The 21542-nt window shown below is 48.1% G+C and carries 19 protein-coding genes; 13 read left to right on the forward strand and 6 right to left on the reverse strand.

Going from position 1 to position 21542, the window contains the following annotated elements:
• Positions 1-274: 274 nt before the first annotated feature.
• The 6 genes from GN241_08100 to glmU all read right to left on the reverse strand — a co-directional run bounded on the left by GN241_08100 (position 275) and on the right by glmU (position 8166).
• Positions 275-1561 carry a restriction endonuclease subunit S gene (locus GN241_08100; GenBank protein XAT57330.1) on the reverse strand — a complete coding sequence of 429 codons (1287 nt, stop codon included), beginning with the start codon at positions 1559-1561 and terminating at the stop codon, positions 275-277.
• Positions 1554-3266, reverse strand: coding sequence for an N-6 DNA methylase (locus GN241_08105; GenBank protein ID XAT57331.1), 1713 nt, complete (start codon positions 3264-3266; stop codon positions 1554-1556). The genes GN241_08100 and GN241_08105 overlap by 8 nt, the downstream gene beginning before the upstream one ends.
• 10 nt (positions 3267-3276) lie before the next feature.
• A complete protein-coding gene (locus GN241_08110) occupies positions 3277-3810 on the reverse strand; it encodes a hypothetical protein (GenBank protein XAT57332.1) in 534 nt (177 codons plus the stop codon).
• 265 nt (positions 3811-4075) lie between these two features.
• Entirely contained in the window at positions 4076-4669 is a 594-nt protein-coding gene (locus GN241_08115) for a resolvase (GenBank protein XAT57333.1), read from the reverse strand.
• 321 nt (positions 4670-4990) lie between these two features.
• Positions 4991-6811: a glutamine--fructose-6-phosphate transaminase (isomerizing) gene (glmS, locus tag GN241_08120; protein ID XAT57334.1), complete on the reverse strand. Its 1821-nt coding sequence runs from the start codon at positions 6809-6811 to the stop codon at positions 4991-4993.
• Complete coding sequence (gene glmU, locus GN241_08125) at positions 6811-8166, reverse strand: bifunctional UDP-N-acetylglucosamine diphosphorylase/glucosamine-1-phosphate N-acetyltransferase GlmU (protein ID XAT57335.1); 1356 nt, start codon at positions 8164-8166, stop codon at positions 6811-6813. The genes glmS and glmU overlap by 1 nt, the downstream gene beginning before the upstream one ends.
• Before the next feature lie 139 nt (positions 8167-8305).
• Between glmU and GN241_08130 the strand changes: the two genes are divergently transcribed.
• The 13 genes from GN241_08130 to GN241_08190 all read left to right on the forward strand — a co-directional run bounded on the left by GN241_08130 (position 8306) and on the right by GN241_08190 (position 21536).
• Positions 8306-8983 (forward strand): HAD-IA family hydrolase, encoded by a 678-nt coding sequence (locus GN241_08130; GenBank protein XAT57336.1) that lies wholly within the window; start codon positions 8306-8308, stop codon positions 8981-8983.
• A 105-nt stretch (positions 8984-9088) separates the two neighbouring features.
• Entirely contained in the window at positions 9089-10306 is a 1218-nt protein-coding gene (locus tag GN241_08135) for an aminotransferase class I/II-fold pyridoxal phosphate-dependent enzyme (GenBank protein XAT57337.1), read from the forward strand.
• Between the two features lie 1153 nt (positions 10307-11459).
• A complete protein-coding gene (locus tag GN241_08140) occupies positions 11460-12623 on the forward strand; it encodes an isovaleryl-CoA dehydrogenase (GenBank protein ID XAT57338.1) in 1164 nt (387 codons plus the stop codon).
• A 46-nt stretch (positions 12624-12669) separates the two neighbouring features.
• Positions 12670-13041, forward strand: a complete 372-nt coding sequence (locus tag GN241_08145) for a hypothetical protein (GenBank protein XAT57339.1) — start codon at positions 12670-12672, stop codon at positions 13039-13041.
• Complete coding sequence (locus GN241_08150) at positions 13025-14629, forward strand: methylcrotonoyl-CoA carboxylase (GenBank protein XAT57340.1); 1605 nt, start codon at positions 13025-13027, stop codon at positions 14627-14629. The genes GN241_08145 and GN241_08150 overlap by 17 nt, the downstream gene beginning before the upstream one ends.
• A gap of 77 nt (positions 14630-14706) precedes the next feature.
• Positions 14707-16641, forward strand: coding sequence for a biotin/lipoyl-binding protein (locus GN241_08155; protein XAT57341.1), 1935 nt, complete (start codon positions 14707-14709; stop codon positions 16639-16641).
• A gap of 201 nt (positions 16642-16842) precedes the next feature.
• Positions 16843-17208 carry an NADH-quinone oxidoreductase subunit A gene (locus GN241_08160; protein ID XAT57342.1) on the forward strand — a complete coding sequence of 122 codons (366 nt, stop codon included), beginning with the start codon at positions 16843-16845 and terminating at the stop codon, positions 17206-17208.
• On the forward strand, positions 17208-17732 hold the full coding sequence (locus GN241_08165) for an NADH-quinone oxidoreductase subunit B (GenBank protein XAT59223.1): 525 nt from the start codon (positions 17208-17210) through the stop codon (positions 17730-17732). The genes GN241_08160 and GN241_08165 overlap by 1 nt, the downstream gene beginning before the upstream one ends.
• On the forward strand, positions 17729-18346 hold the full coding sequence (locus tag GN241_08170; protein ID XAT57343.1) for an NADH-quinone oxidoreductase subunit C: 618 nt from the start codon (positions 17729-17731) through the stop codon (positions 18344-18346). The genes GN241_08165 and GN241_08170 overlap by 4 nt, the downstream gene beginning before the upstream one ends.
• A complete protein-coding gene (locus GN241_08175) occupies positions 18343-19560 on the forward strand; it encodes an NADH-quinone oxidoreductase subunit D (protein XAT57344.1) in 1218 nt (405 codons plus the stop codon). The genes GN241_08170 and GN241_08175 overlap by 4 nt, the downstream gene beginning before the upstream one ends.
• Positions 19560-20606, forward strand: a complete 1047-nt coding sequence (nuoE, locus tag GN241_08180; protein XAT57345.1) for an NADH-quinone oxidoreductase subunit NuoE — start codon at positions 19560-19562, stop codon at positions 20604-20606. Before GN241_08175 ends, nuoE begins: the two co-directional genes overlap by 1 nt.
• 39 nt (positions 20607-20645) lie before the next feature.
• Complete coding sequence (locus GN241_08185; protein ID XAT57346.1) at positions 20646-21263, forward strand: NADH:ubiquinone oxidoreductase; 618 nt, start codon at positions 20646-20648, stop codon at positions 21261-21263.
• A gap of 48 nt (positions 21264-21311) precedes the next feature.
• Positions 21312-21536, forward strand: coding sequence for a hypothetical protein (locus GN241_08190; GenBank protein ID XAT57347.1), 225 nt, complete (start codon positions 21312-21314; stop codon positions 21534-21536).
• The last annotated feature ends 6 nt before the right edge of the window (positions 21537-21542 follow it).

A 21542-nucleotide genomic window follows, 5' to 3' on the forward strand; every position in this document is an offset into this window, starting at 1 on the left:
TCTTTGTATCACCTGTTGATCGATACAATGAGGTGAGCGTGTGTGATCTCCGAGGAAATCCTAGAAAGGATCTTGTTCTCTGTATCTACATCGTAAATCTCTTGAAGACGACCCCATTCTTCGGGTTGTGTTCTCTTGATGAAATCGACGACGTGATCTCGGATTAAACAAAGATTACGATCGTATTCGCTGAAATGGGTTGTTGAATATCCGACCGTTTGGAGATGATCTTCAATATGTTCCTCAAACCGTTTTTCGGTAGGACTCAGAGCACTCATATCATTTCCTCTGATATTCTCACCTTACCAGTCACAACAGAAGAGATTAAGGATTGACGATATTCAACAAAAAGAGAAATTCTATCTTTCTCCAATCTTATCATTTCTTCAATTTGTTTAAGTTCCTTATCTAACTGTTTCGTCATGTCCTTCTGTTCTTTTTGTGGTGGGACTGGAACAAACACTTCAACTAGATCCCCCATGTAAATCCCACCAATTGTTGATTGATTTACATTTTGTTTTATTTGACCTTGGACTGTTTCACTTGACAAAAGTTGTCCCATATAAAACGAATCCCACGAGGATTTGGGTCTTATGAAACAAACACTTCGTTGAAAGGACAGTGAGTCATCTAACGTATAAACCGTAGTTTTTCCTAACGTTGCTCCAATCGAGACAAATAAAATATCACCTTTCTTTGGGTATCCGTTACCGGTTATCAAAAGATGGTCTTCTTCTGAAATTCTCCGTTCAGAATCCGTAATTACCAGATTCCCGTCTTGGATGTTCTTCCCACTGAGAAGGAGATACCCGTCAGCAACATTTTTGTGAGTTCCATGAGTTCCGTCTTTGATACCATCGATCTGATAACGTAACTTGGATATACTCCAATGTTTCGGGATCTCACCAATCCATTCAACACCACTGTCTTTCATCTCAACATTTGGATCGAGACCTTTAGTGACGTATTGATTGATCAAGGAAGTTCTTTGTTCTTTAAGGATTTCTATTTTCTTCTGAATCTTATCGACCAATGAATCAATCTGACTGGTCTTTTTATCAAGGTATTGGGAGATAAGTTTTTGTTCTTCAATTGGAGGAACAACTAAATTTTCGTCTTTAAGGTGTGTAAATGATATTGTCTGTCGAACACCTTGTCCCAAACTCTTCATGTATTCTACGTCAAATTTTCTCAATAAGTATTCGTAGTAGTTAGGGTGAAGATGGTCACGGAGTTTCAGAACAATGTATCCTTGACTGACTACCACGTTAATTCTTGATAAAGCAATTCTCAGACTTTTTAAATCGTAGTTGAGATTTAGAGGGTTTATTAAAAATTCCCCTTCTAGAACCTCTTGATAACCTTCTTTCGTAGACTCAGGAATTGACTCATCATCCTTGTAAATTACCTGACCAAAACTTATCGAACCCGAATTTAACTCTGGGTTTTTTGTTGATCTTTTCTCGTCAAAAAGGTGTTTGAAACGAGAAACTTTCCAATTCGAAGGAATACTCCCTATCCAATCAACACCTATATTTTTATTCTCAACTGAATTACTCATTAGTCATCTCCAACGATAACTTTTGAATTTCATCATCTAGGTTTTTGAGATCGTTTGAAATCACTTCCAAACTTCTTAGTGGAGTGAATTGATAGAAATACTTGGTGAAATTGATTTCATAACCGACCTTGTCCTTTGATCGATCCATCCAAGAGTCGGATAGATGTGGTCTTACTTCACGGTCGTAGTAATCATCAATACTCTCTGAAAGAGGAACTCGTTCTGTATCCCGTTTTGACGTGTCTGGTTTCGGATTTCCTTTTTTGTCCGTTTTGGTATAACCGTTTTCGATAAGTGGTTGTTCAACGACCACCTTTGTGTAACCAAAGAAATTATTAGGGTAAATCTTACAGAATTCGTTTTCTTGGTTGTTCTGATAGATTTCAAATAGTTGTTGGGATTGTTCGTCGGTAATGTATTTACCTTTATCACCAAGATTTTTTCTCATTTGAGAGAAAAAAGAAGTTCCATCGATGAGTTGAACCTTACCTTTACGGTCATAGGACTTCTTATTCGTAACAATCCAAATGTAGGTTGTGATACCTGTGTTGAAGAACATTCGATCAGGTAGTGAAACGATACATTCCAACCAATCATTTTCGATTATCCATTTACGGATTTCGGATTCACCACTACCAGCATCACCCGTAAATAAAGGTGATCCGTTAAAGACGATACCAATACGAGAACCTTCAGGGTTCATCTTGTGAATCAGATGTTGAAGGAACAACAATGATCCGTCTGATGTTCTTGGTGTTCCAACGAAGAAACGACCATTCGGGTCTTTTGCTTCCTCATTAACGAATTCTGCTTCTGACTTCCAACTAACCCCAAATGGTGGGTTGGTAATCATATAATCAAATTTACGACCTTGATGACGATCATCTGAGATGGATGATGTTGGACCCTGAATGTTTTCAGGATTCTCATCCATCATGAGAAGATCAGACTTACAGATTGAGTAGGTTACATCGTTGAGTTCTTGACCATACAAATCAATTTTGAGATTGGAGTTTATGTTCTCAAGAACCCACTCCTTACCGATCGTTAACATCCCTCCTGTTCCACAACACGGATCGAAGACAGACCTAATTTTTCCTTCCCCTTGAAGGTCTTCCTTGTCCCCACCAAACACAAATGAGACGAGAAGTTTAACTACATCACGAGGAGTAAAGTGGTCACCACTTTCTTCATTCGACATCTCAGAGAATTTACGAAGAAGTTCTTCATAGACCGATCCCATCTGATGGTTGTCGATCTTGTCAGGATGTAAATCAAACTCTGTAAATTTATCGATCAGTAGATACAGACGTTTATTCTTGTGAAGTTTCTCGACTAGTGGGATGATAGAAAAGTTTTCAATGATGTCGAGAACATTTTTTGAATAACCTTGAACGTAATTATTGAAGTTCATCAACACGTTTGTCGGGTCACTTTTGATACGTGAAAGATCAAATTTAGAGGTATTGAAGAATGGTAGTCCAACCTGTCTTAGAATGACCGGAGAGGGGTCTGAGAGTTGGTCTTTGAAATTGTTATAGAGTTCATATACCTCGTCCTTTTTAGGTTCTAGAACACAATCCAGTCGTCTCATGACAACGAAAGGTAGGATGACCCGACCATACTCAGAAGGTCTGAAAAGACCACGAAGGACATCGTCTGCTGATGACCAAATTAAGGATGACAGGTTAGTTGTGTTATTCATAAAATATCCTTTATCGTGATGGGAGGATCACTTTTTCATATATCGACCTTGATAGATGTTTATACAAGGGAGGTGTAACCATCCGTCCACATCGTTCTGCTTTTTGGTTAAAGGTCCCGGTCAAACGGAAGTCATCCGGCAACCCCATTAATCTTTTGAGTTCATCAGTCGTAAAGACTCTATCTTCATCGGGATGGTGGATTCCACCGCCACCACCTTGTTGTCCCATCTGGGTCAGAGTTGGAGATGGGTGATCCCAACTTGCTCGAACTAGGTTAAAATCCGATGTCCAGTCCGGATCGATATTACCAACTCCAATCGGGCGGGATGGATTTTTAGGAATAGACTTCAATATCTCATAGGCAGAGGACTTCACTGACGACATTAATAGATAATTTCTTTGCGTCGGATCTATTTCCAAACCCTGAAGTCCATCTTTAAGTGTTGGTTCATAGATTGATCCCTGAGGATAAATCTCTAGGAGATCCCTTTCTGATTTTATGCCTACCTTGCGACAAATATCTGGTCTAACCGCTATTGCGATTAGTCTATTTCTTCGTTGTGGATCGACTCAGTGACAGAACATCTTGTCTAAGGGTCGAATAACCTCGGATAGATTTGTCGATATGATCATCAAACTCTTTAGAGAAGTTTGTGAATGAAAATTTAGTGTCAGTTTGCTCGTCCGGTCTAGTTTGACCATCAGGGGTGTGAATTAATGAATAATCACCATCACTCTTTGACATGTCTGTCCTCCCCACAATATAGATTTCTTATAAGAAATCATGTTACCAGTTACTAATCCAATGTCATGGATTTCTTTCTCGATTCACCCTCGAAACCGACATTTTAGAAATTTGAAGAACCCTTGATACCTCTGAAAGTGACGTCCCTTCGTCTATGAGTGACCAAATTCTAACTTTCGTTTCTTCATCTATCTTAGTTGGTCTGCCTAACTTAGTCCCTTTGGATTTAACCCTCTCCAATCCTAACTTGACCCGTTCTGAGATCATCGACCTTTCAAATTCTGAAAACACACCCACCATTTGAAACATCATCCGACCAGAAGGGGTAGAGGTGTCAAGTCCCGACTGGTGAATGTATAAGTGACAGTTGACCGACTGAACTTCATTCAGAAATTCAACTAGATGCTGGAGTGAGCGACCTAAACGAGAGATATCCCACACGAGAATTCTGTTGAATTTTCTTCTTACCATATCCTTACAAAGTCGATCAAACTCTGGTCTTTTGTCTCGTCCCTTGGTCCCTGATATTCCCTCATCAACATATGTTTGAACCAATTCCCAACCGTTTCGACTTACGATTTCTTGTAGGAAATTGATCTGATTATCCGAGGTCTGTTCAGTTGTTGATACTCGACCATAAATTGCTACACGGTCCAAAACTTCACTCCTTCTCTGATATAAAAGTAGTCTTGGTCAACCGACACAAAAGTGCCGTTGATCCGTTCTTTTCTCTTTTGAAATTTGTTGTGAGTAACCCAAACAAGTTTTGGGTTATAAGAAAGACCAGTAGGGGTAGAGATCTGCTGACTATTGAGAAAATCGGAGATTTGAACAGAATTGAGACCCTTTTCATAAAGGGTCTCAATCAATAGAAGACGTTTAAGTTGGTCTTCCGGTATGTCCTTTAATGTAAGGATTTGGGTCACAACTTTGATGTCAAAACCGTAATCAACATCCTCGCATTTTATATTGCGAAATCTATTCCACTGTGACCGACTTAGCCAAATTCCGCGGTTGGTCAACATCCGTCCCCATCGTCACGGCAGTGTAATAGGCCAATAATTGCGCGGGAATGGCGTATAAAATTGGCGTGAGTGCTTCATGGCAAGGCGGCATGGAAACTTTATGCCAAGGTTCTTCTCCAGCTACTTCAAGCCCTGAAGGTTCAGAGAAAAGGGCTATTTTGCCTTTGCGTGCCATCACTTCTTGCATGTTGGACATGGTTTTTTCGAATAATGTATCTTTAGGGGCAAACACAACCACCGGCACTGCGCCATCCACCAACGCAATCGGTCCGTGCTTCAATTCACCCGCTGCATAAGCTTCGGCGTGTATATAGCTGAGCTCTTTTAGCTTTAGCGCCCCTTCAAGCGCCAGTGGATACATTAAACCCCTCCCAAGAAATAAGATATCTTGGCTTTTCGCCAGATCATTGGCAACTGTTTGATAGGCCTCGCGCTGATCAAGCGCTCGGTTGATTAAGGCCGGCAGATCCAAAATTGCCTGTGATAAGGTTTCGTGCGCGCGCGCGCTCATAGAGCCGCGCGCCTCGGCTGCTTTCATTGCGATTGCGAGCAGAACCGTTAATTGGCAGGTGAAGGCTTTTGTTGATGCAACACCGATTTCAATTCCGGCGTAAATAGGAAAATTGACGTCACTTTCGCGGGCGATTGAGCTTTCCGCGACATTGGTTACCGACCAAATTTCAGCGGCTTTTCCCGCGCAATAGCGCAGCGCAGCCAGGGTATCTGCGGTTTCTCCGGATTGGCTGACGAAGATCGCTAAAGTATTTGGGGTAATGGGCGGCTCGCGATATCGAAATTCCGAAGCAATATCGATTTCAGCGGGCATATCTGCCAATTGTTCCAGCCAGTATTTTGCTGTGAGGCAGGCATAATAGCCAGTGCCGCATGCGATCAGCAAAACTCTATCAAAACGACTGAAATCTATATCTTTAAGCCGCGTTTCTTGCGATTTTTTTGGATTGAAATATTGAGTGATTGCGGTTTTTATTACGCTGGGTTGCTCAAAAACCTCTTTTTCCATGAAATGGGTGTAACCATCCTTGTCATAGCGGCTGCTATCGCCGCGAATGATCCGCTTTTCGCGTTGAACGGGTTGGCCGTCTTTGTCATGGATCTCCACGCTTTGCCGAGTTAAAATGGCAAAATCGCCCTCTTCAAGATAGCTGAGTTGGTTGGTTAAAGGCGTTAAGGCAATTGCATCCGATCCAACAAACATCTCCCCCTTGCCATACCCGATCGCCAGGGGTGAGCCCTTGCGTGCTGCGATCATCAAATCGTCATATCCGGCGAATAAAAAACAAACCGCAAATGCGCCATCTAGCTTTTTCAACGTGCTGCGCGCCGCGTCGATAGGGCTTTGCCCTTGGGCAATAAAATGCCCCGTAAGCATCGCAATGGTTTCGGTGTCAGTATCGGTTTCAGCGTGGATATTGTGCTCGGATAATTCACGCCGCAATTCGCGGAAATTCTCTACAATTCCGTTGTGGACTACGCTTACAGCGCCAAATTGATGCGGATGGGCATTTGATAGCGTGGGCTTTCCGTGGGTGGCCCATCTTGTATGCCCAATGCCCGCGCGGCCGCGCAACGGTTCGCGCACCAGCACATCGCTTAATTCAACCAATTTGCCAACGGCCCGTCTGCGGTCCAACTTCCCATGTTCAATTGTGGCAACCCCGGCGCTGTCATAGCCGCGATATTCAAGCCGCTTTAACGACTCGACAAGTATAGGGGCAACTTCATTTTTCCCTAAAACTCCAACAATTCCACACATCAGCTTTGTCCAGTTTCTTTTTGCTGTTTCCGTTTGGCCAAAAGTTTACGAAGTTTTCGCGCTAGTCCCGGCTTGTTGATTTGCTCGGCGCGCGCAAGGGCCAGCGCATCTTCAGGAACATTTTTGGTGATGACAGCGCCGCTTGCTGTCATTGCTCCATCGCCAATGCCAACCGGTGCGACCAGCATGGTATTTGAACCGATAAAAACGTTCTGGCCGATTTGCGTATGATGTTTCATCACCCCGTCATAATTACAGGTGATTGTGCCCGCGCCAATATTGCTGTCTGAGCCAATATCGGCATCGCCAATATAGCTTAGGTGGTTGACTTTCGCGCCTTCGCCAATTTGGGCATTTTTTATTTCAACAAAATTTCCAATCTTGGCAGCATTTGCAACTTCAGCCCCCGGGCGCAAGCGAGCATAAGGGCCAATCACCGCCTCTCGCGACACATGGCATCCCTCCAAATGGCTAAAAGCACGGATTTTTGCGCCGGTTTCAACCGTGACACCAACGCCGAAGACCACGTTTTGTTCAATCAGAGCGTCGCGGCCAATCACCGTATCAAAGCTTAAAAACACTGTTTCAGGCGCCAATAGGCTAACGCCTGCATCCATTAAAGCCGCGCGCGCATTGTTTTGAAAGACCTGCTCAGCTTGTGCGAGATCGCGCCGAGAATTTACCCCAAGCGTTTCTGCCTCGGGGCATGTCACCACGCTCGCAGATTTTCCAGCGGCGCGCGCCAAAGCAATGCAATCGGTTAGGTAAAGCTCACCAGCTTTGTTGGAGGTTTCGACCTGCTCGATCAGTTGGAAGATTAGTTGAGCTGGGCCAGCCAAAACGCCACTGTTACAAATCGTAATATCTTTTTGTGCCGCGTTAGCCTCTTTATATTCAACGATTTCAAGTAAATCTGTTCCGGATGTGATCAAACGGCCGTAATGGCCGGGATCATTTGCTTCGAACCCTAAGATAACAAGGTCGCTTTTTTGCCGGGCTTGCGCCAGCTTTTCAAGCGTTTCTGGCCTTATAAAGGGCGTGTCGCCATAAAGAATGATGAGATCGCCTTCAAAGCCGCTTAAAATTTCGCGGCTTTGCGCAACGGCATGCGCGGTGCCCAATTGCGCGCTTTGCGTCACAATTTGGCTATCTGGCGCGTAGGTTTCGGCCGCTTTTGTAACATCTTCGCTGCCGTGACCTGCCACGATGATCAAATGTTCGGGCTCGATTGTTTGCGCTGTTTTCATGCAATGCATGAGTAGTGGCGCGCCGGCAACTTCATGCAAAACCTTTGGCATCTCTGATTTCATCCGAGTGCCTTTGCCTGCTGCTAAAATCACAATGGCGGTTTGCATAAGATCTCAACCCATTACTAAAAGTGCAAGGCTCTTTTATCGGGTGGGCCACAAAGCGCAAGCCCGCGCTGCACAAGTTTCATTGCACAATGTTACGGGTCGTGGCAGTTAACCGCCGAACAATGTATCGGCAGGGGCAATGCAAACAGTTATTTTTGATTTAGACGGGACTTTGGCTGATACCAGCGGCGATTTATTGGCGGCCGCAAATTTTTGTTTTGCACAGATGGGTCATCCCGAGCTTTTGACCTGGCCTGAGGATGCTGCGACCGCCTTGCGGGGCGGGCGGGCGATGTTGACCCTCGGGTTGACCCGATTGGGAAAATTTGATCAAGCGGTGATTGATGAATTCTATCCGGTTCTTTTGCAGGCGTATGGCGCTTCAATCAATCGCTTCACCACTTTTTACCCTGGTGCGCTTCAAGCGGTTCAAGATTTGAAGTCTGCGGGGTTTAAAATTGGCATTTGCACGAATAAACCATTTGCTCTTGCCGATGATCTGATGGTCCGCATGGGGCAGCGTGCGCTGTTTGACTCGCTGATTGGGGCTGACAGTTTATCCGTGCGAAAGCCCGATCCGGAGCCATTTTTTGAAGCGGTTCGCCAAGCCGGCGGCCTGCCTGAAAAGGCGTTTATGATCGGAGACACGCTCACCGACCATTCCACAGCAAGGGCTGCAAATGTGCCCAGCATTTTGGTTGATTTTCATCCCAAAGGGTCAGCGCTTTCACAAGAAATCCGTGCGCTGAGGCCTGAAGCGGTAATAGAGTCTTTTGAAGAGCTGCCGCCCTTGATTGCACGCTTGGCGATGCGGTGATCGCGCGTAGGGCCAAAGGCTTACAAAGCGGTGATAATCTGGTCTTGGCGCAACCGGGAGGGTTTGCGCTCTTGACCTTCGCTTTTGAAGAGGCAACAACGTATTATGACAGAAATATTCACCGGTGAATTCACCCAGCAGGAACCCATCCCGGAAGCGGCAATAGAAGCTGCGGTGGCCGTGATGCGAAGCGGTCGATTGCATCGCTATAATGTTGCAAAGGGTGAGCCAGGTCATGTGGCTTTGCTCGAGCAGGAATTTGCAGCAAGCGTGGAGGCTTCGTTTTGCTTGGCGGTTGCTTCGGGCGGATATGCGTTGGCAACGGCGCTGCGCGCATTGGATGTGCAGCCAGGTGATAAGGTTTTAACCAATGCGTTTACGCTTGCGCCGGTTCCCGGCTCTATTGCTTCTGTTGGCGCCATACCGGTTTATGTTGGGGTGACCGAAGATCTGGTGATCGACCTAGAGGATTTGCAGGCAAAAATTGCACAAGCGGATGTGCTTATGCTCAGCCACATGCGTGGGCATATTTGCGACATGGATCAGTTGATTAAAATCTGTGAGCATGCAGGCGTCCGAGTTATTGAGGATTGTGCGCATACGATGGGTGCGAAATGGCGTGAAACATGGTCTGGGCGTCATGGAGTGGTGGGGTGTTATTCAACACAAACTTACAAACATATAAATTCGGGCGAGGGCGGATTTTTGGTCACTGATGATGCGGATGTGATGGCCAAAGCGGTTATATTGTCGGGATCTTACATGCTTTATGATCGCCATATTGCCGCACCGGCGGCCAGCCATTTTGACGATGTCCGGTATCACACGCCCAATGTTTCCGGCCGGATGGATCATTTGCGCGCCGCAATCCTGCGTCCACAATTGGCCAATCTGCAGGCGCAAGCGCAGGCGTGGAACGCGCGCTATCAAGCCGTTGAAGCCGCGCTTGCGCATACGCCGGGGTTAACGCTGATATCGCGACCAGAACAAGAAAGCTATGTCGGGTCATCTATTCAGTTTTTATTGCTAGATTGGGCAGCTGACAGGATTGAAAAGATGCTGGCGCGCTGTGCTTCAAGAGGGGTTGAGTTGAAGTGGTTTGGCGGGCAAGAGCCGACCGGTTTCACATCACGTTATGACAGTTGGCGCTATGCCCCATCATCTGCAATGCCAAAAAGCGACCGTGTTTTGGCTGGGGTGATCGATATGCGCTTGCCGCTTACTTTCAGCCTCGAAGATTGCGCGGTGATTGGGCGTATTATTCGCGCAGAAGTGGGCGCGCTCTACCAGCTTGCAGATAGCGCGGCCCAAACCGCAATATAAGCAGATTGTGCTTCATTTATCGTGGCAGACAGCACTGATTCAGTGACAGGCGCGCGAACTCCATAAGAGTGACTTGCGTTGAAAATATTCCCATTGGCCGCCCAGTCATGCAAAGATGCCATATCTAACTTTTCGCATTTTAGACGAACGCTCCAGGTGACTTGATGGGGTGAGCATTTTTAGCCGTATTTTTTGGGCCGGTTGAAAACCTGCAAAAACGATTGTCGTTCCAGTATAGGTTTGCAGATTCTTCGCTTGATGGCGCGCATCAATCACCGTTTTGTCTTATATTTTGGTTTGAAGGTTCAGGGCATATGAGTTGTTGATCAATTAAAAAAGACTTGCGCTTCCTGCCGAAATTGCCGGGTTGCACAAGCGGCATGAAGCAAAAGGTTAATCCTTGACCTGGCTGAACGGCGCAAGAGGAATATACCCAATGCACTTCAATCGTATCACCCGGGGCGACGCCTTGAAAAGCGCCACTTCCATGCGTTAGATCTGTGAGTTCTTCTTGAGATAGTCCTGCAGTGTCATTGCAGCGATATCCGTCAGTTTGTCCATTATTAGCGGAAATTGAGAATCCAGGGCCTTTATGCTCAGCGAAAGTGTGGGTGTTTATGTTGCATAAGTTCATATCGCGATAGCTCGGTGCGAGATTAAAGCTGCTGGTATTGGTGCCAAATTTTTGAGAGATATCACGGGGTGTTTGAGGGCCCGAGCCAAGGCAAATGTGATCGGCGGCGGTGAATGCGGGACTAAGCGTAAACAAAAGCCATGCAACAATCGAAACCTGTTTTATGATAAATTCCTTATTTAAGTAACAAATGATAAAATCAGAAATGCATTGGTCTATAAAATCTCAATTAAATATAAAAATGGCTTCTTTGGGGCCAAATCCCTAACCAGGACGTTTTTGAGCACCTGAAAAGGCTCTCAACGACATAATTCTCGCATATAGATAAAATTCACGTGCAAATTGTCGTCAAAGGTTCACACCGTTTTAACGGTTAAATTTACTTTTCTTCGTATTCAAAGCGAGGGTCTGCTTGGGTTTTTTTGCGCTTTTGGGGCTGCGATTGCTGGTGTAAAACTATTGACTATTGATCCAAAGTAATCCATTTAATGAACAAGTGTTCAATAAATGGAGTGCGATATGTTCTTAGCCTCTATGCGGTTTGATCTTGGCGAAGATGTGCAAGCGCTGCAGGATGTGGTGCATCGATTTTCTCAAGATCGTATCCGCCCCTTAGCTGGCCAAATTGACCGGTCAAACAAATTTCCTGATGCGCTTTGGCAAGAGCTTGGGAAAATGGGATTGCTCGGCATTACCATTTCGGGCGCGCATGGTGGCGCTGAGATGGGCTATTTAGCGCATACTGTGGCGATTGAAGAAATTGCCCGCGCCAGCGCGAGCGTGGCTTTATCATATGGCGCGCATTCAAACCTGTGCGTCAACCAAATCAGTTTAAACGGCACTGAAGAGCAAAAACAAAAATATCTTCCCAAGCTGGTGTCGGGACACCATATTGGGGCCTTGGCGATGTCAGAACCTGCAGCGGGGTCTGATGTGGTTTCAATGCAGTTATGCGCGGAAAAACGAAACGGTTATTATAGGTTAAATGGCAGCAAATATTGGATCACCAATGGGCCTGATGCGGATACATTGGTTGTTTATGCCAAAACCGATCCGGAAGCAGGCTCAAAAGGTATTACTGCCTTTTTGATCGAAAAAGCAATGTCAGGCTTTTCGACCTCAACTCATTTTGACAAGTTAGGCATGCGCGGGTCCAACACGGCGGAACTTATTTTTGAAGATGTTGAAGTGCCGTTTGAAAACGTTTTGGGGGAAGAGGGCAAAGGGGCCAAGGTTCTTATGTCGGGTTTGGATTACGAGCGGGTTGTCTTATCGGGAATTGGTACTGGGATTATGGCCGCCTGTCTGGATGAGGTGATGCCTTATTTGGTTGAACGCAAACAATTCGGCCAAAGTATCGGGGATTTTCAACTGATGCAGGGCAAAATTGCAGATATGTATACAGCGATGAATTCAGCCCGAGCCTATGTTTATGAGGCGGCAAAAGCCTGTGATCGGGGCGAAATTACCCGCCAAGATGCCGCCGGTTGCGTGCTTTATGCATCCGAGCAAGCGATGAAAATAGCCCACCAAGCCGTGCAGGCGATGGGCGGGGCAGGGTTTCTGGCTGACGCGCCGGTTGCGCGCCTTTTTAGAGATGCAAAATTGATGGAAATTGGTGCCGGTACGTCTGAAATTCGGCGTATGTTGATCGGTCGAGAGCTGATGTCGGCGATGCGCTGATGGGGAAGATGCGGATCATAATGGCTGCCATGAAGACGGGCGTCAGGTGAGGCTGCGTAACTTGCATCCCGCGTGGTTGGTTCTTGGCGTGTTTTGCCTGCTCTTACTTTTTTTGGCGTTGCGTTTGGGGGTGAAAGCTGCCGTTTTGGATGAGACAGCAACCATCACCTTTTACGCAAGGCATTATATCATTGTCTCCTCTAAAGAGGGGCATAGCGGGTCTGAGAGCGATTGCTATGCAACGCCGCATGATTTATTTTGGGTGCGCCTTGAGGTGATTTGCCAGCCAGGCGCGGCAGCACCCTACCGCTTTTTGATCGCGCCTTGGGGGCAATTGATCGGTACATCTCGGACGCCTCTTGGCTCTGATGATTTGCAGGCAGCGTTTATCGGAGGTCAAAATGCGTCTTTTCTCTAAAATAAAAACGGCATCAGAAGATTTCATGAGTAACCAATCTGCGCATTTGGAAAGCCTAGAATTGGTTCGCTCGGCGGCCGAGCTTGCAGCGGCTGGCGGCGGCGAAAAGGCCCGGCAGCGGCATCTGGACCGCGGCAAAATGTTGCCGCGCGCGCGGGTGGCCAATCTGTTGGATTATGGAAGCGCGTTTTTGGAAATTGGCGCAACCGCGGCGCATGGGCTGTATAATGGCGATGCGCCATCGGCCGGGTTGGTTGCGGGTATTGGTCAGGTGCACGGTCGGGACTGTATGATCATTTGCAATGATGCCACGGTGAAGGGGGGAACCTATTACCCAATGAGCGTGAAAAAGCATTTGCGCGCGCAAGAGATCGCAGAAGAATGTCATTTGCCCTGCCTATATCTGGTGGATAGTGGCGGTGCCAACTTGCCCAATCAAGATGAGGTTTTCCCCGATCGAGACCATTTTGGGCGGATTTTTTACAATCAAGCCAGAATGTCTGCCAAAGGCATCGCTCAACTTGCCGTGGTGATGGGCTCTTGCACTGCGGGCGGTGCCTATGTTCCGGCGATGTCTGATATCACAATTATCGTGCGCGGCGCGGGAACGATTTTCTTAGCCGGTCCTCCCTTGGTCAAAGCTGCCACGGGGGAAGTTGTAAGCGCCGAAGATCTTGGTGGCGCTGATGTGCATACGCGCCTATCCGGGGTGGCTGATTATCTGGCTGAGGATGATGACCATGCGCTGGCTTTGGCGCGCCAAGCTGTGGCCAATCTCAACCGTCCAAAACTGGAGCTGCCAAATTTGCAACCTGTTGAGGACCCCCAATATGATCCAAGTGAAATCTTAGGCGTTGTGCCGCGAGATTTGCGCAGTCAATATGATATACGCGAAGTGTTGGCGCGCTTGGTTGATGGGTCACGGTTTGATGAGTTTAAAGCCCGTTTTGGCACAACTTTGGTAACAGGCTTCGCGCATGTGATGGGGTGCCCTGTCGGAATTGTCGCCAATAACGGGGTCTTGCTAAGCGAAGCCGCGCAAAAAGGCGCGCATTTCATTGAACTTTGCAGCCAGCGAAAAATACCACTGGTGTTTTTACAAAATATTACAGGCTTTATGGTGGGGCAGCGCTATGAGAATGAAGGTATCGCCCGCCATGGTGCAAAAATGGTGACAGCGGTTGCCACCACGGCGGTGCCAAAAGTGACGGTTCTGATCGGGGGCAGTTTTGGGGCGGGAAATTACGGTATGTCGGGGCGGGCTTATCAGCCGCGTTTTTTATGGACTTGGCCGAATAGTCGAATTTCGGTGATGGGCGGCGCGCAAGCGGCGCAAGTTCTGGCCGCGTTGAAGCGTGATAATATCGAGCGGGCGGGCGGCGTTTGGTCCGCTGAAGAAGAAGCGGCATTTCAAAAACCCACTTTGGATATGTTTGAAGAGCAATCGCATCCGCTTTACGCCTCGGCGCGGCTTTGGGATGACGGGATCATTGATCCGCGAAAAACCCGTGAAACGCTTTATTGCTCGTTGCGGGCGGCCTTGAACGCGCCCATAGAGGAGACCCGCTTTGGCCTATTTAGAATGTAACATAAGCGGAGGCGCAGCGCGCGTAATCCAATCTATATTTGGTCAGTTTGGCATGAAACCGCAGATAGGGGGTTTACATGTTTGAGGCTATTTTAATCGCGAATCGTGGTGAAATTGCCTTGCGCGTGATGCGCAGCGCCCAGCGCATGGGCGTGCGTTGCATTGCGGTGTATTCCGATGCGGATCAGAATGCACAACATGTTTTGCAAGCCGATCACGCGGTGCATATTGGTGGCGCATTGCCAGCGCAAAGCTATCTTTGCGGTGAAAAAATAATTGCAGCCGCTTTAAGCTCTGGGGCGCAGGCTATTCATCCTGGTTATGGGTTTTTATCTGAAAACCCCGAATTTGTTGAGGCGGTAGAGGCTGCCGGCTTGGTTTTTATTGGGCCCTCGGCCAGCGCCATTCGAGCCATGGGGTTAAAAGATTCGGCAAAGGCCTTGATGGCGAAGGCAGGAGTGCCCGTGGTGCCTGGGTTTTCCGGCCATCAAGATCCCACGCGTTTGCAAAAAGAAGCTGAAAAAATAGGATTTCCGGTTTTGATTAAGGCGGTTGCGGGCGGCGGCGGGAAAGGTATGCGCTTGGTCAAATCTGCTAATGCCTTCGCGGCAGCCCTATCCGAGGCGCGTTCTGAGGCGGTAAATGCCTTTGGCAATGGCAATGTTTTGCTGGAAAAATTCATTTCGCAACCGCGTCATATTGAAGTACAGGTATTTGGGGACGGGGCAGATGTTCTGCATTTATTTGAACGGGATTGCTCTTTACAGAGGCGCCATCAAAAAGTTGTCGAGGAAGCGCCTGCACCCGGGATGACCGAGCAGATGCGCGCGGTGATGGGCAAGGCCGCAGTTGCAGCGGCCAAGGCTATAGAATATCGCGGAGCAGGCACGGTTGAGTTCATTGTTGATGGATCTGATGGGCTGCGTGAAGATCGCTTTTGGTTCATGGAAATGAACACCCGTTTGCAAGTTGAGCATCCTGTGACCGAAGCCATTACCGGCGTGGATCTCGTGGAGTGGCAGTTAAACGTGGCGGCGGGCGGTAAATTACCAATGCAGCAAAAAGATTTACAGATCACTGGCCATGCGATCGAAGCGCGGCTTTACGCCGAAGATCCCCAGCAAGATTTTTTGCCAATTGCGGGACAGCTGACGCATTTGGCCTTTCCCAGCGCGTGCCGCATCGATTCTGGGGTAATTGCCAATGATATGATAAGCGCATTTTACGACCCGATGTTGGCGAAAGTTATCGTGTTTGGTCAAAATCGGCGCGCTGCGATCGATAAAATGGGTCAGAGCTTGGCTGCGATTGAGATTGCCGGCATTAAGACAAATCTGGGTTTTCTCGCTGCGTTAACCCAAATTAGCGATTTCACATCATGCCGGCTGGATACAGGTTTGATTTCTAGAAATTCATCGGTGCTGACTGCGCCGGTCAAGTTGACGCCACGCGCCCTATTGGCGGGCGTGGTCTCTGCAGTTGGGAACCAGGTCACCATGTCGCGTTTAAGCGGGTTTTGTCTTTGGAAAGGCGCGTCACAAAGGGTGCAAGTAATCTTTGAGGGGCAACAGATCGTATTGCCGGTACAGCTGATTGAAAACCAAATTATTTTAAAATGGCAGGGTGCAGATTATCTCGCGGTTTACAGCGATGCGGGGTGGCAATTTGAGGGGGAGGCTTTGCCGGCCGCTCACCGGGCGGGGCGCGATATCACAGTGTTTGATCAGGGCGGTATAGCGCTGAAGCTGATTGACCCTTTAAGCCGCGCGGAAGTGGCTGCTGTTGGCACAACACAGATCGAGGCTCCGATGCCCGGGCTTGTAATTGCAGTATCTGTGAGCGCGGGGCAGGAGGTGGAAGAGGGCCAGCCTTTGATCACGTTAGAGGCGATGAAGATGCAGCAAGTGCTCTCTGCCCCTTTTTCCGCCAGGGTTGATGAGATTGCTGTTCAAGAGGGCGCTTATGTTGAGGCGCAAGCACTGCTTATTCAGCTAAAAAATGATCAAAATTAAATTTTTTTTGGTTTGAAACGAGATTTTTTTGATCGAATTTTCCGAATTTTAGAGGTTTGCGATCAATATGGTTAGGTTGCGCTATTCTGGGCGGTGAATTCTTCTCTTGGCATGTTGACCCCGAGTTCCCAGAGGGGTAAACCGAGCCAAGCCAACTGGGCGTTGGGTTTGCCACCGTAACGCCAAAATATGGAGCCGTCTGTGGATGACTTGCTAAGGGAATACCTCCCGATACTTGTATTTATGGCCATCGCTATTGGCCTTGGCTTATTGCTTATTTTGGCCGCCGTAGTGGTGGCTGTTCGAAATCCAGATCCCGAAAAAGTCTCTGCCTATGAGTGCGGATTTAATGCCTTTGACGATGCGCGAATGAAGTTCGATGTCCGATTCTATTTGGTTTCAATCCTCTTCATTATTTTTGATTTGGAAATTGCCTTTTTATTCCCTTGGGCGGTGGCCTTTAAGGATATAAGCATGGTCGGATTCTGGTCTATGATGGTGTTTTTGGGCGTTTTAACGATTGGCTTTGCCTATGAGTGGAAAAAAGGGGCTCTGGAATGGGATTGATGGCGGGCGTAAACGCGGCGGGTGTGGATAAAGAAGTTGCCACGCAAGAGCTGAACCGAGAGCTTCAAGATAAAGGCTTTTTGCTAACCTCGACAGAAGATATTATCAATTGGGCACGTACGGGCAGCTTACATTGGATGACGTTTGGATTGGCGTGTTGCGCCGTTGAAATGATGCATACCTCGATGCCTCGCTACGATCTTGAGCGTTTTGGAACAGCACCCCGCGCCAGCCCGCGCCAGTCGGATTTGATGATTGTGGCGGGTACTTTAACCAATAAAATGGCGCCAGCATTACGCAAAGTTTATGATCAGATGCCCGAACCGCGTTACGTGATTTCCATGGGCTCATGCGCCAATGGTGGCGGCTATTATCATTACAGCTATTCCGTGGTGCGTGGATGCGATCGCATTGTGCCCGTTGATATTTATGTCCCCGGTTGCCCACCAACAGCTGAAGCGTTGCTGTATGGGATCATGGCTTTGCAACGTAAAATCCGCCGCACGGGAACGATTGTACGATGACCCAGTCAAATGTTTCTGCTTTGAAGGAGTTAGGCGCTCAATTGGCCGATAAGCGTAAGGATTGCGTTTTAAGCTGGGAGATTGCGTTTGATGAGCTCACAATCTGTGTTGCTCCGTCTAATTTGCATAATTTTGTGAGTTTTTTGAAGACAGATGCGAATTGTCAGTTTTCGAGCTTGGTAGATATTACCGCAGTCGATTATCCAGAGCGCAGCGATCGTTTTGACGTCGTTTATCATTTTCTATCGATGTATCAAAACAAACGGGTTCGCCTGCGGGTGTCAATTCGCGAAGATGAAATGTTACCATCGATCTGTGATATTCATCCCTCAGCGAATTGGTTTGAACGCGAAGTATTTGATATGTTTGGTATTTTATTTACTGGTCATCCTGATTTGAGGCGATTACTGACAGATTATGGGTTTCGCGGGCACCCGCTGCGCAAAGACTTTCCGACAACCGGATATACCGAGGTGCGCTATGACGAAGCGCAAAAGCGTGTTGTGTATGAGCCTGTGAGTCTTGTGCAAGAATACCGGCAATTTGACTTTATGTCGCCATGGGAAGGGGCTGAATACGTGCTTCCTGGTGATGAAAAAGAGGCTGCGAAATGATGGATGGTTCCAACGAATTTAATGATGCGCTGACAGGCGAACAGAAAATTCGAAATTTCAACATAAATTTTGGCCCTCAGCATCCGGCGGCGCATGGTGTGTTGCGGCTGGTCTTGGAGCTTGATGGCGAAATCGTAGAGCGCTGCGATCCGCATATTGGCCTGTTGCATCGTGGCACTGAGAAGTTGATGGAAAGCCGCACTTATTTGCAGAACCTGCCCTATTTTGACCGGCTGGATTATGTCGCCCCGATGAACCAAGAACATGCGTGGTGTTTGGCGATTGAAAAGCTGACCGGCGTTAAGGTGCCACGTCGTGCCTCGCTGATACGGGTTCTTTACAGTGAAATAGGCCGCGTTTTAAATCACTTGTTGAATGTGACAACGCAGGCAATGGATGTGGGCGCCTTGACGCCGCCTCTTTGGGGATTCGAAGAGCGTGAAAAGCTGATGGTGTTTTATGAACGCGCTTCCGGCGCGCGTTTGCATGCGGCTTATTTCCGTCCCGGAGGGGTGCATCAGGATATCGGCGATGATTTGATCGATGATATAGAGGCTTGGGCCTTGGCGTTTCCAGAAGTGATGGATGACATCGATGGGCTATTAACAGAAAACCGAATTTTCAAGCAGCGCAATGCCGATATTGGTGTGATCAGCGAAGAAGATATTCTGAATTACGGCTTCTCGGGCGTGATGGTGCGTGGATCCGGTTTGGCTTGGGATCTACGGCGGGCACAGCCTTATGAGTGCTATGATGAGTTTGAGTTTCAAATCCCGGTTGGAAAGAACGGGGATTGTTATGATCGGTATTTGGTGCGGATGGAAGAAATGCGCCAATCGGTTTCGATTATTCGGCAGGCCATTGCTAAGTTACGTGTCGAAAAGGGCGATATTTTGGCGCGTGGTAAGCTGACACCGCCAAAGCGCACCGAGATGAAGCAATCGATGGAAGCGCTTATTCATCATTTTAAACTCTACACGGAAGGTTTTCATGTTCCCGCCGGTGAAGTTTACGCGGCGGTAGAAGCTCCGAAAGGTGAGTTTGGCGTGTATTTGGTGGCGGATGGAAGCAATAAACCGTATCGGGCAAAGTTGCGTGCGCCAGGGTTCTTGCATTTGCAAGCTATGGATTACATCGCGTCTGGGCACCAACTTGCGGATGTGGCTGCAATCATTGGTACGATGGACGTTGTTTTTGGAGAGATTGACCGCTGATGCTGCGCCGCTTACACCCTGATCAACCGGATAGTTTTGAGTTTACGCCTGCGAATAAAGCTTGGGCGGAAGCGCAAATCAGCAAATACCCCGAAGGCCGCCAAGCTTCGGCGATCATCCCGCTTCTTTGGCGCGCGCAAGAACAAGTGGGTTGGTTGCCACGCCCTGCCATTGAAGCCGTGGCAGATATGCTCGGCTTGGCGTATATGCGGGCTTTGGAAGTGGCGACATTTTACTTTATGTTTCAATTGCAACCTGTTGGATCTATTGCGCATATTCAAGTCTGTGGAACCACATCTTGTATGATTTGTGGCGCGGAAGATCTGATTTCAGTTTGTCGGGAGAAAATCGCTTCCGAGGCCCATCAGCTATCAGCTGACGGGAAGTTCAGCTGGGAAGAGGTTGAATGTTTGGGTTCTTGTACAAACGCACCAATGGCCCAGATCGGCAAGGATTATTACGAAAACCTAACGGTAGACGGCTTTGCTGCGTTGATCGATAAAATGGCAGAGGGCGCAATACCGCTGCCAGGCCCACAAAATGGTCGTTTTTCTTGCGAACCTTTGGGGGGCGCAACGTCTCTGACGCAATATGAAGCTAACCGGCAAGCCCATAACGCCAGTGCAGCGCTTGCGGTTGAGCTAAACGATACGCTCAAGCGCATCGATGGAAGCGAAGTGCCGCTGACAACGCCGTGGCTTGGCAAGTCAAGAGCAAAGGCCAAAATCGCTAAATCCAGCGCGAGTGAAAGCTTAACGGGCATTGCGGCGAAACAGCCGCGGCTTTTAAAGATGGCGCGCAAAGCGGGCGCTGATGACTTGGGGCAAATCAAAGGCATTGGGCCAAAGTTACAGGCGCTTTTAAACGCTGCGGGCATCTTTCACTTTGATCAGATTTCAAAATGGACTGCTGAGAATGTGGCCTGGGCTGACACGCATTTTCCGGGATTTAAAGGCTGTGCTAGTCGTGATGCTTGGCCAGCGCAGGCGGAAGCGCTTAGCGCGCAAAACAAGACGAAAACTCAAACTCGTGGTACAAAGGAATAGCGTTTTTAAGCGTGAGTTCCATTAGAGAGGAGTTTCAATATGTTAGAGCCGATTAAGTATACAAGCTGCCAGCTGGGCTGCTGGGCAATTTCGGGCGCTTCAGCTGTGTTGACCTTCATAATGTGTTTTGGTTTGGGCAAAATAGTCTTCATGGGCGCGGTTTTTTTTGCTGCGACCGTTTTCGTTGCCCTGGGTTTGCTGTTGGGGTGGGTGTTTTGCACACCTTTGGCTCCGCTTGGCGGCGCGCGCGCGCGTTCTTTGGTTGAGGCCAGCGCTGAAGATACTTCGCTTGGTGGCGTTGGTGCTGAACGATATGACGCAGCATCTGAGCCTGCTTCTACGCAGCTTCCCGGAGAGGTTGAACTTGCCGGACGTAAACCTGAATGGGCCTATGCGTCCTCTGCAGCAGGTGCAGATGTTACCGCCCCAGGCGCGATAGCGCAGCCGCGCAACGGTCAAGCAGATGATCTGAAAAAGATAAAAGGCGTTGGTCCAAAGCTGGAAGCGCTTTTGAACGCGCTTGGCGTTTTTCATTATGATCAAATTACGGCCTGGGGACCAGATGATATTGTTTGGATGGATGAAAACTTAAACGGGTTTAAGGGGCGTGTCAGCCGCGATGAATGGGTGGCGCAGGCGAAAGCCTTAACGACATAGAATTAACGATAAAAGGATGCGGCACGGCTCGCGTTCGAAGGGAAGATGATGGCGCAGGGCGCGGGGCAACATGAAAACAGACAGGGCCGTTTGGTGGCCTTGGTCATCGCAGGCGCTATGCTGCTTTGGATTGTTGTGCAATGGCTTGGTCCCAAGTTGGGGTTGGCCGGGCGGTTTGCAATATTGATAGATCTCGCTGTTTTGGCAGCGTTTATTTGGGCGATGGTGGTGTCTCTGCGCATGTGGCGGCACCGCCAGAAACAAGGGAAATGAGGCGCG

This window comes from Rhodobacteraceae bacterium IMCC1335 (assembly GCA_039640495.1).
Lineage (GTDB): Bacteria > Pseudomonadota > Alphaproteobacteria > Rhodobacterales > Rhodobacteraceae > Thalassovivens.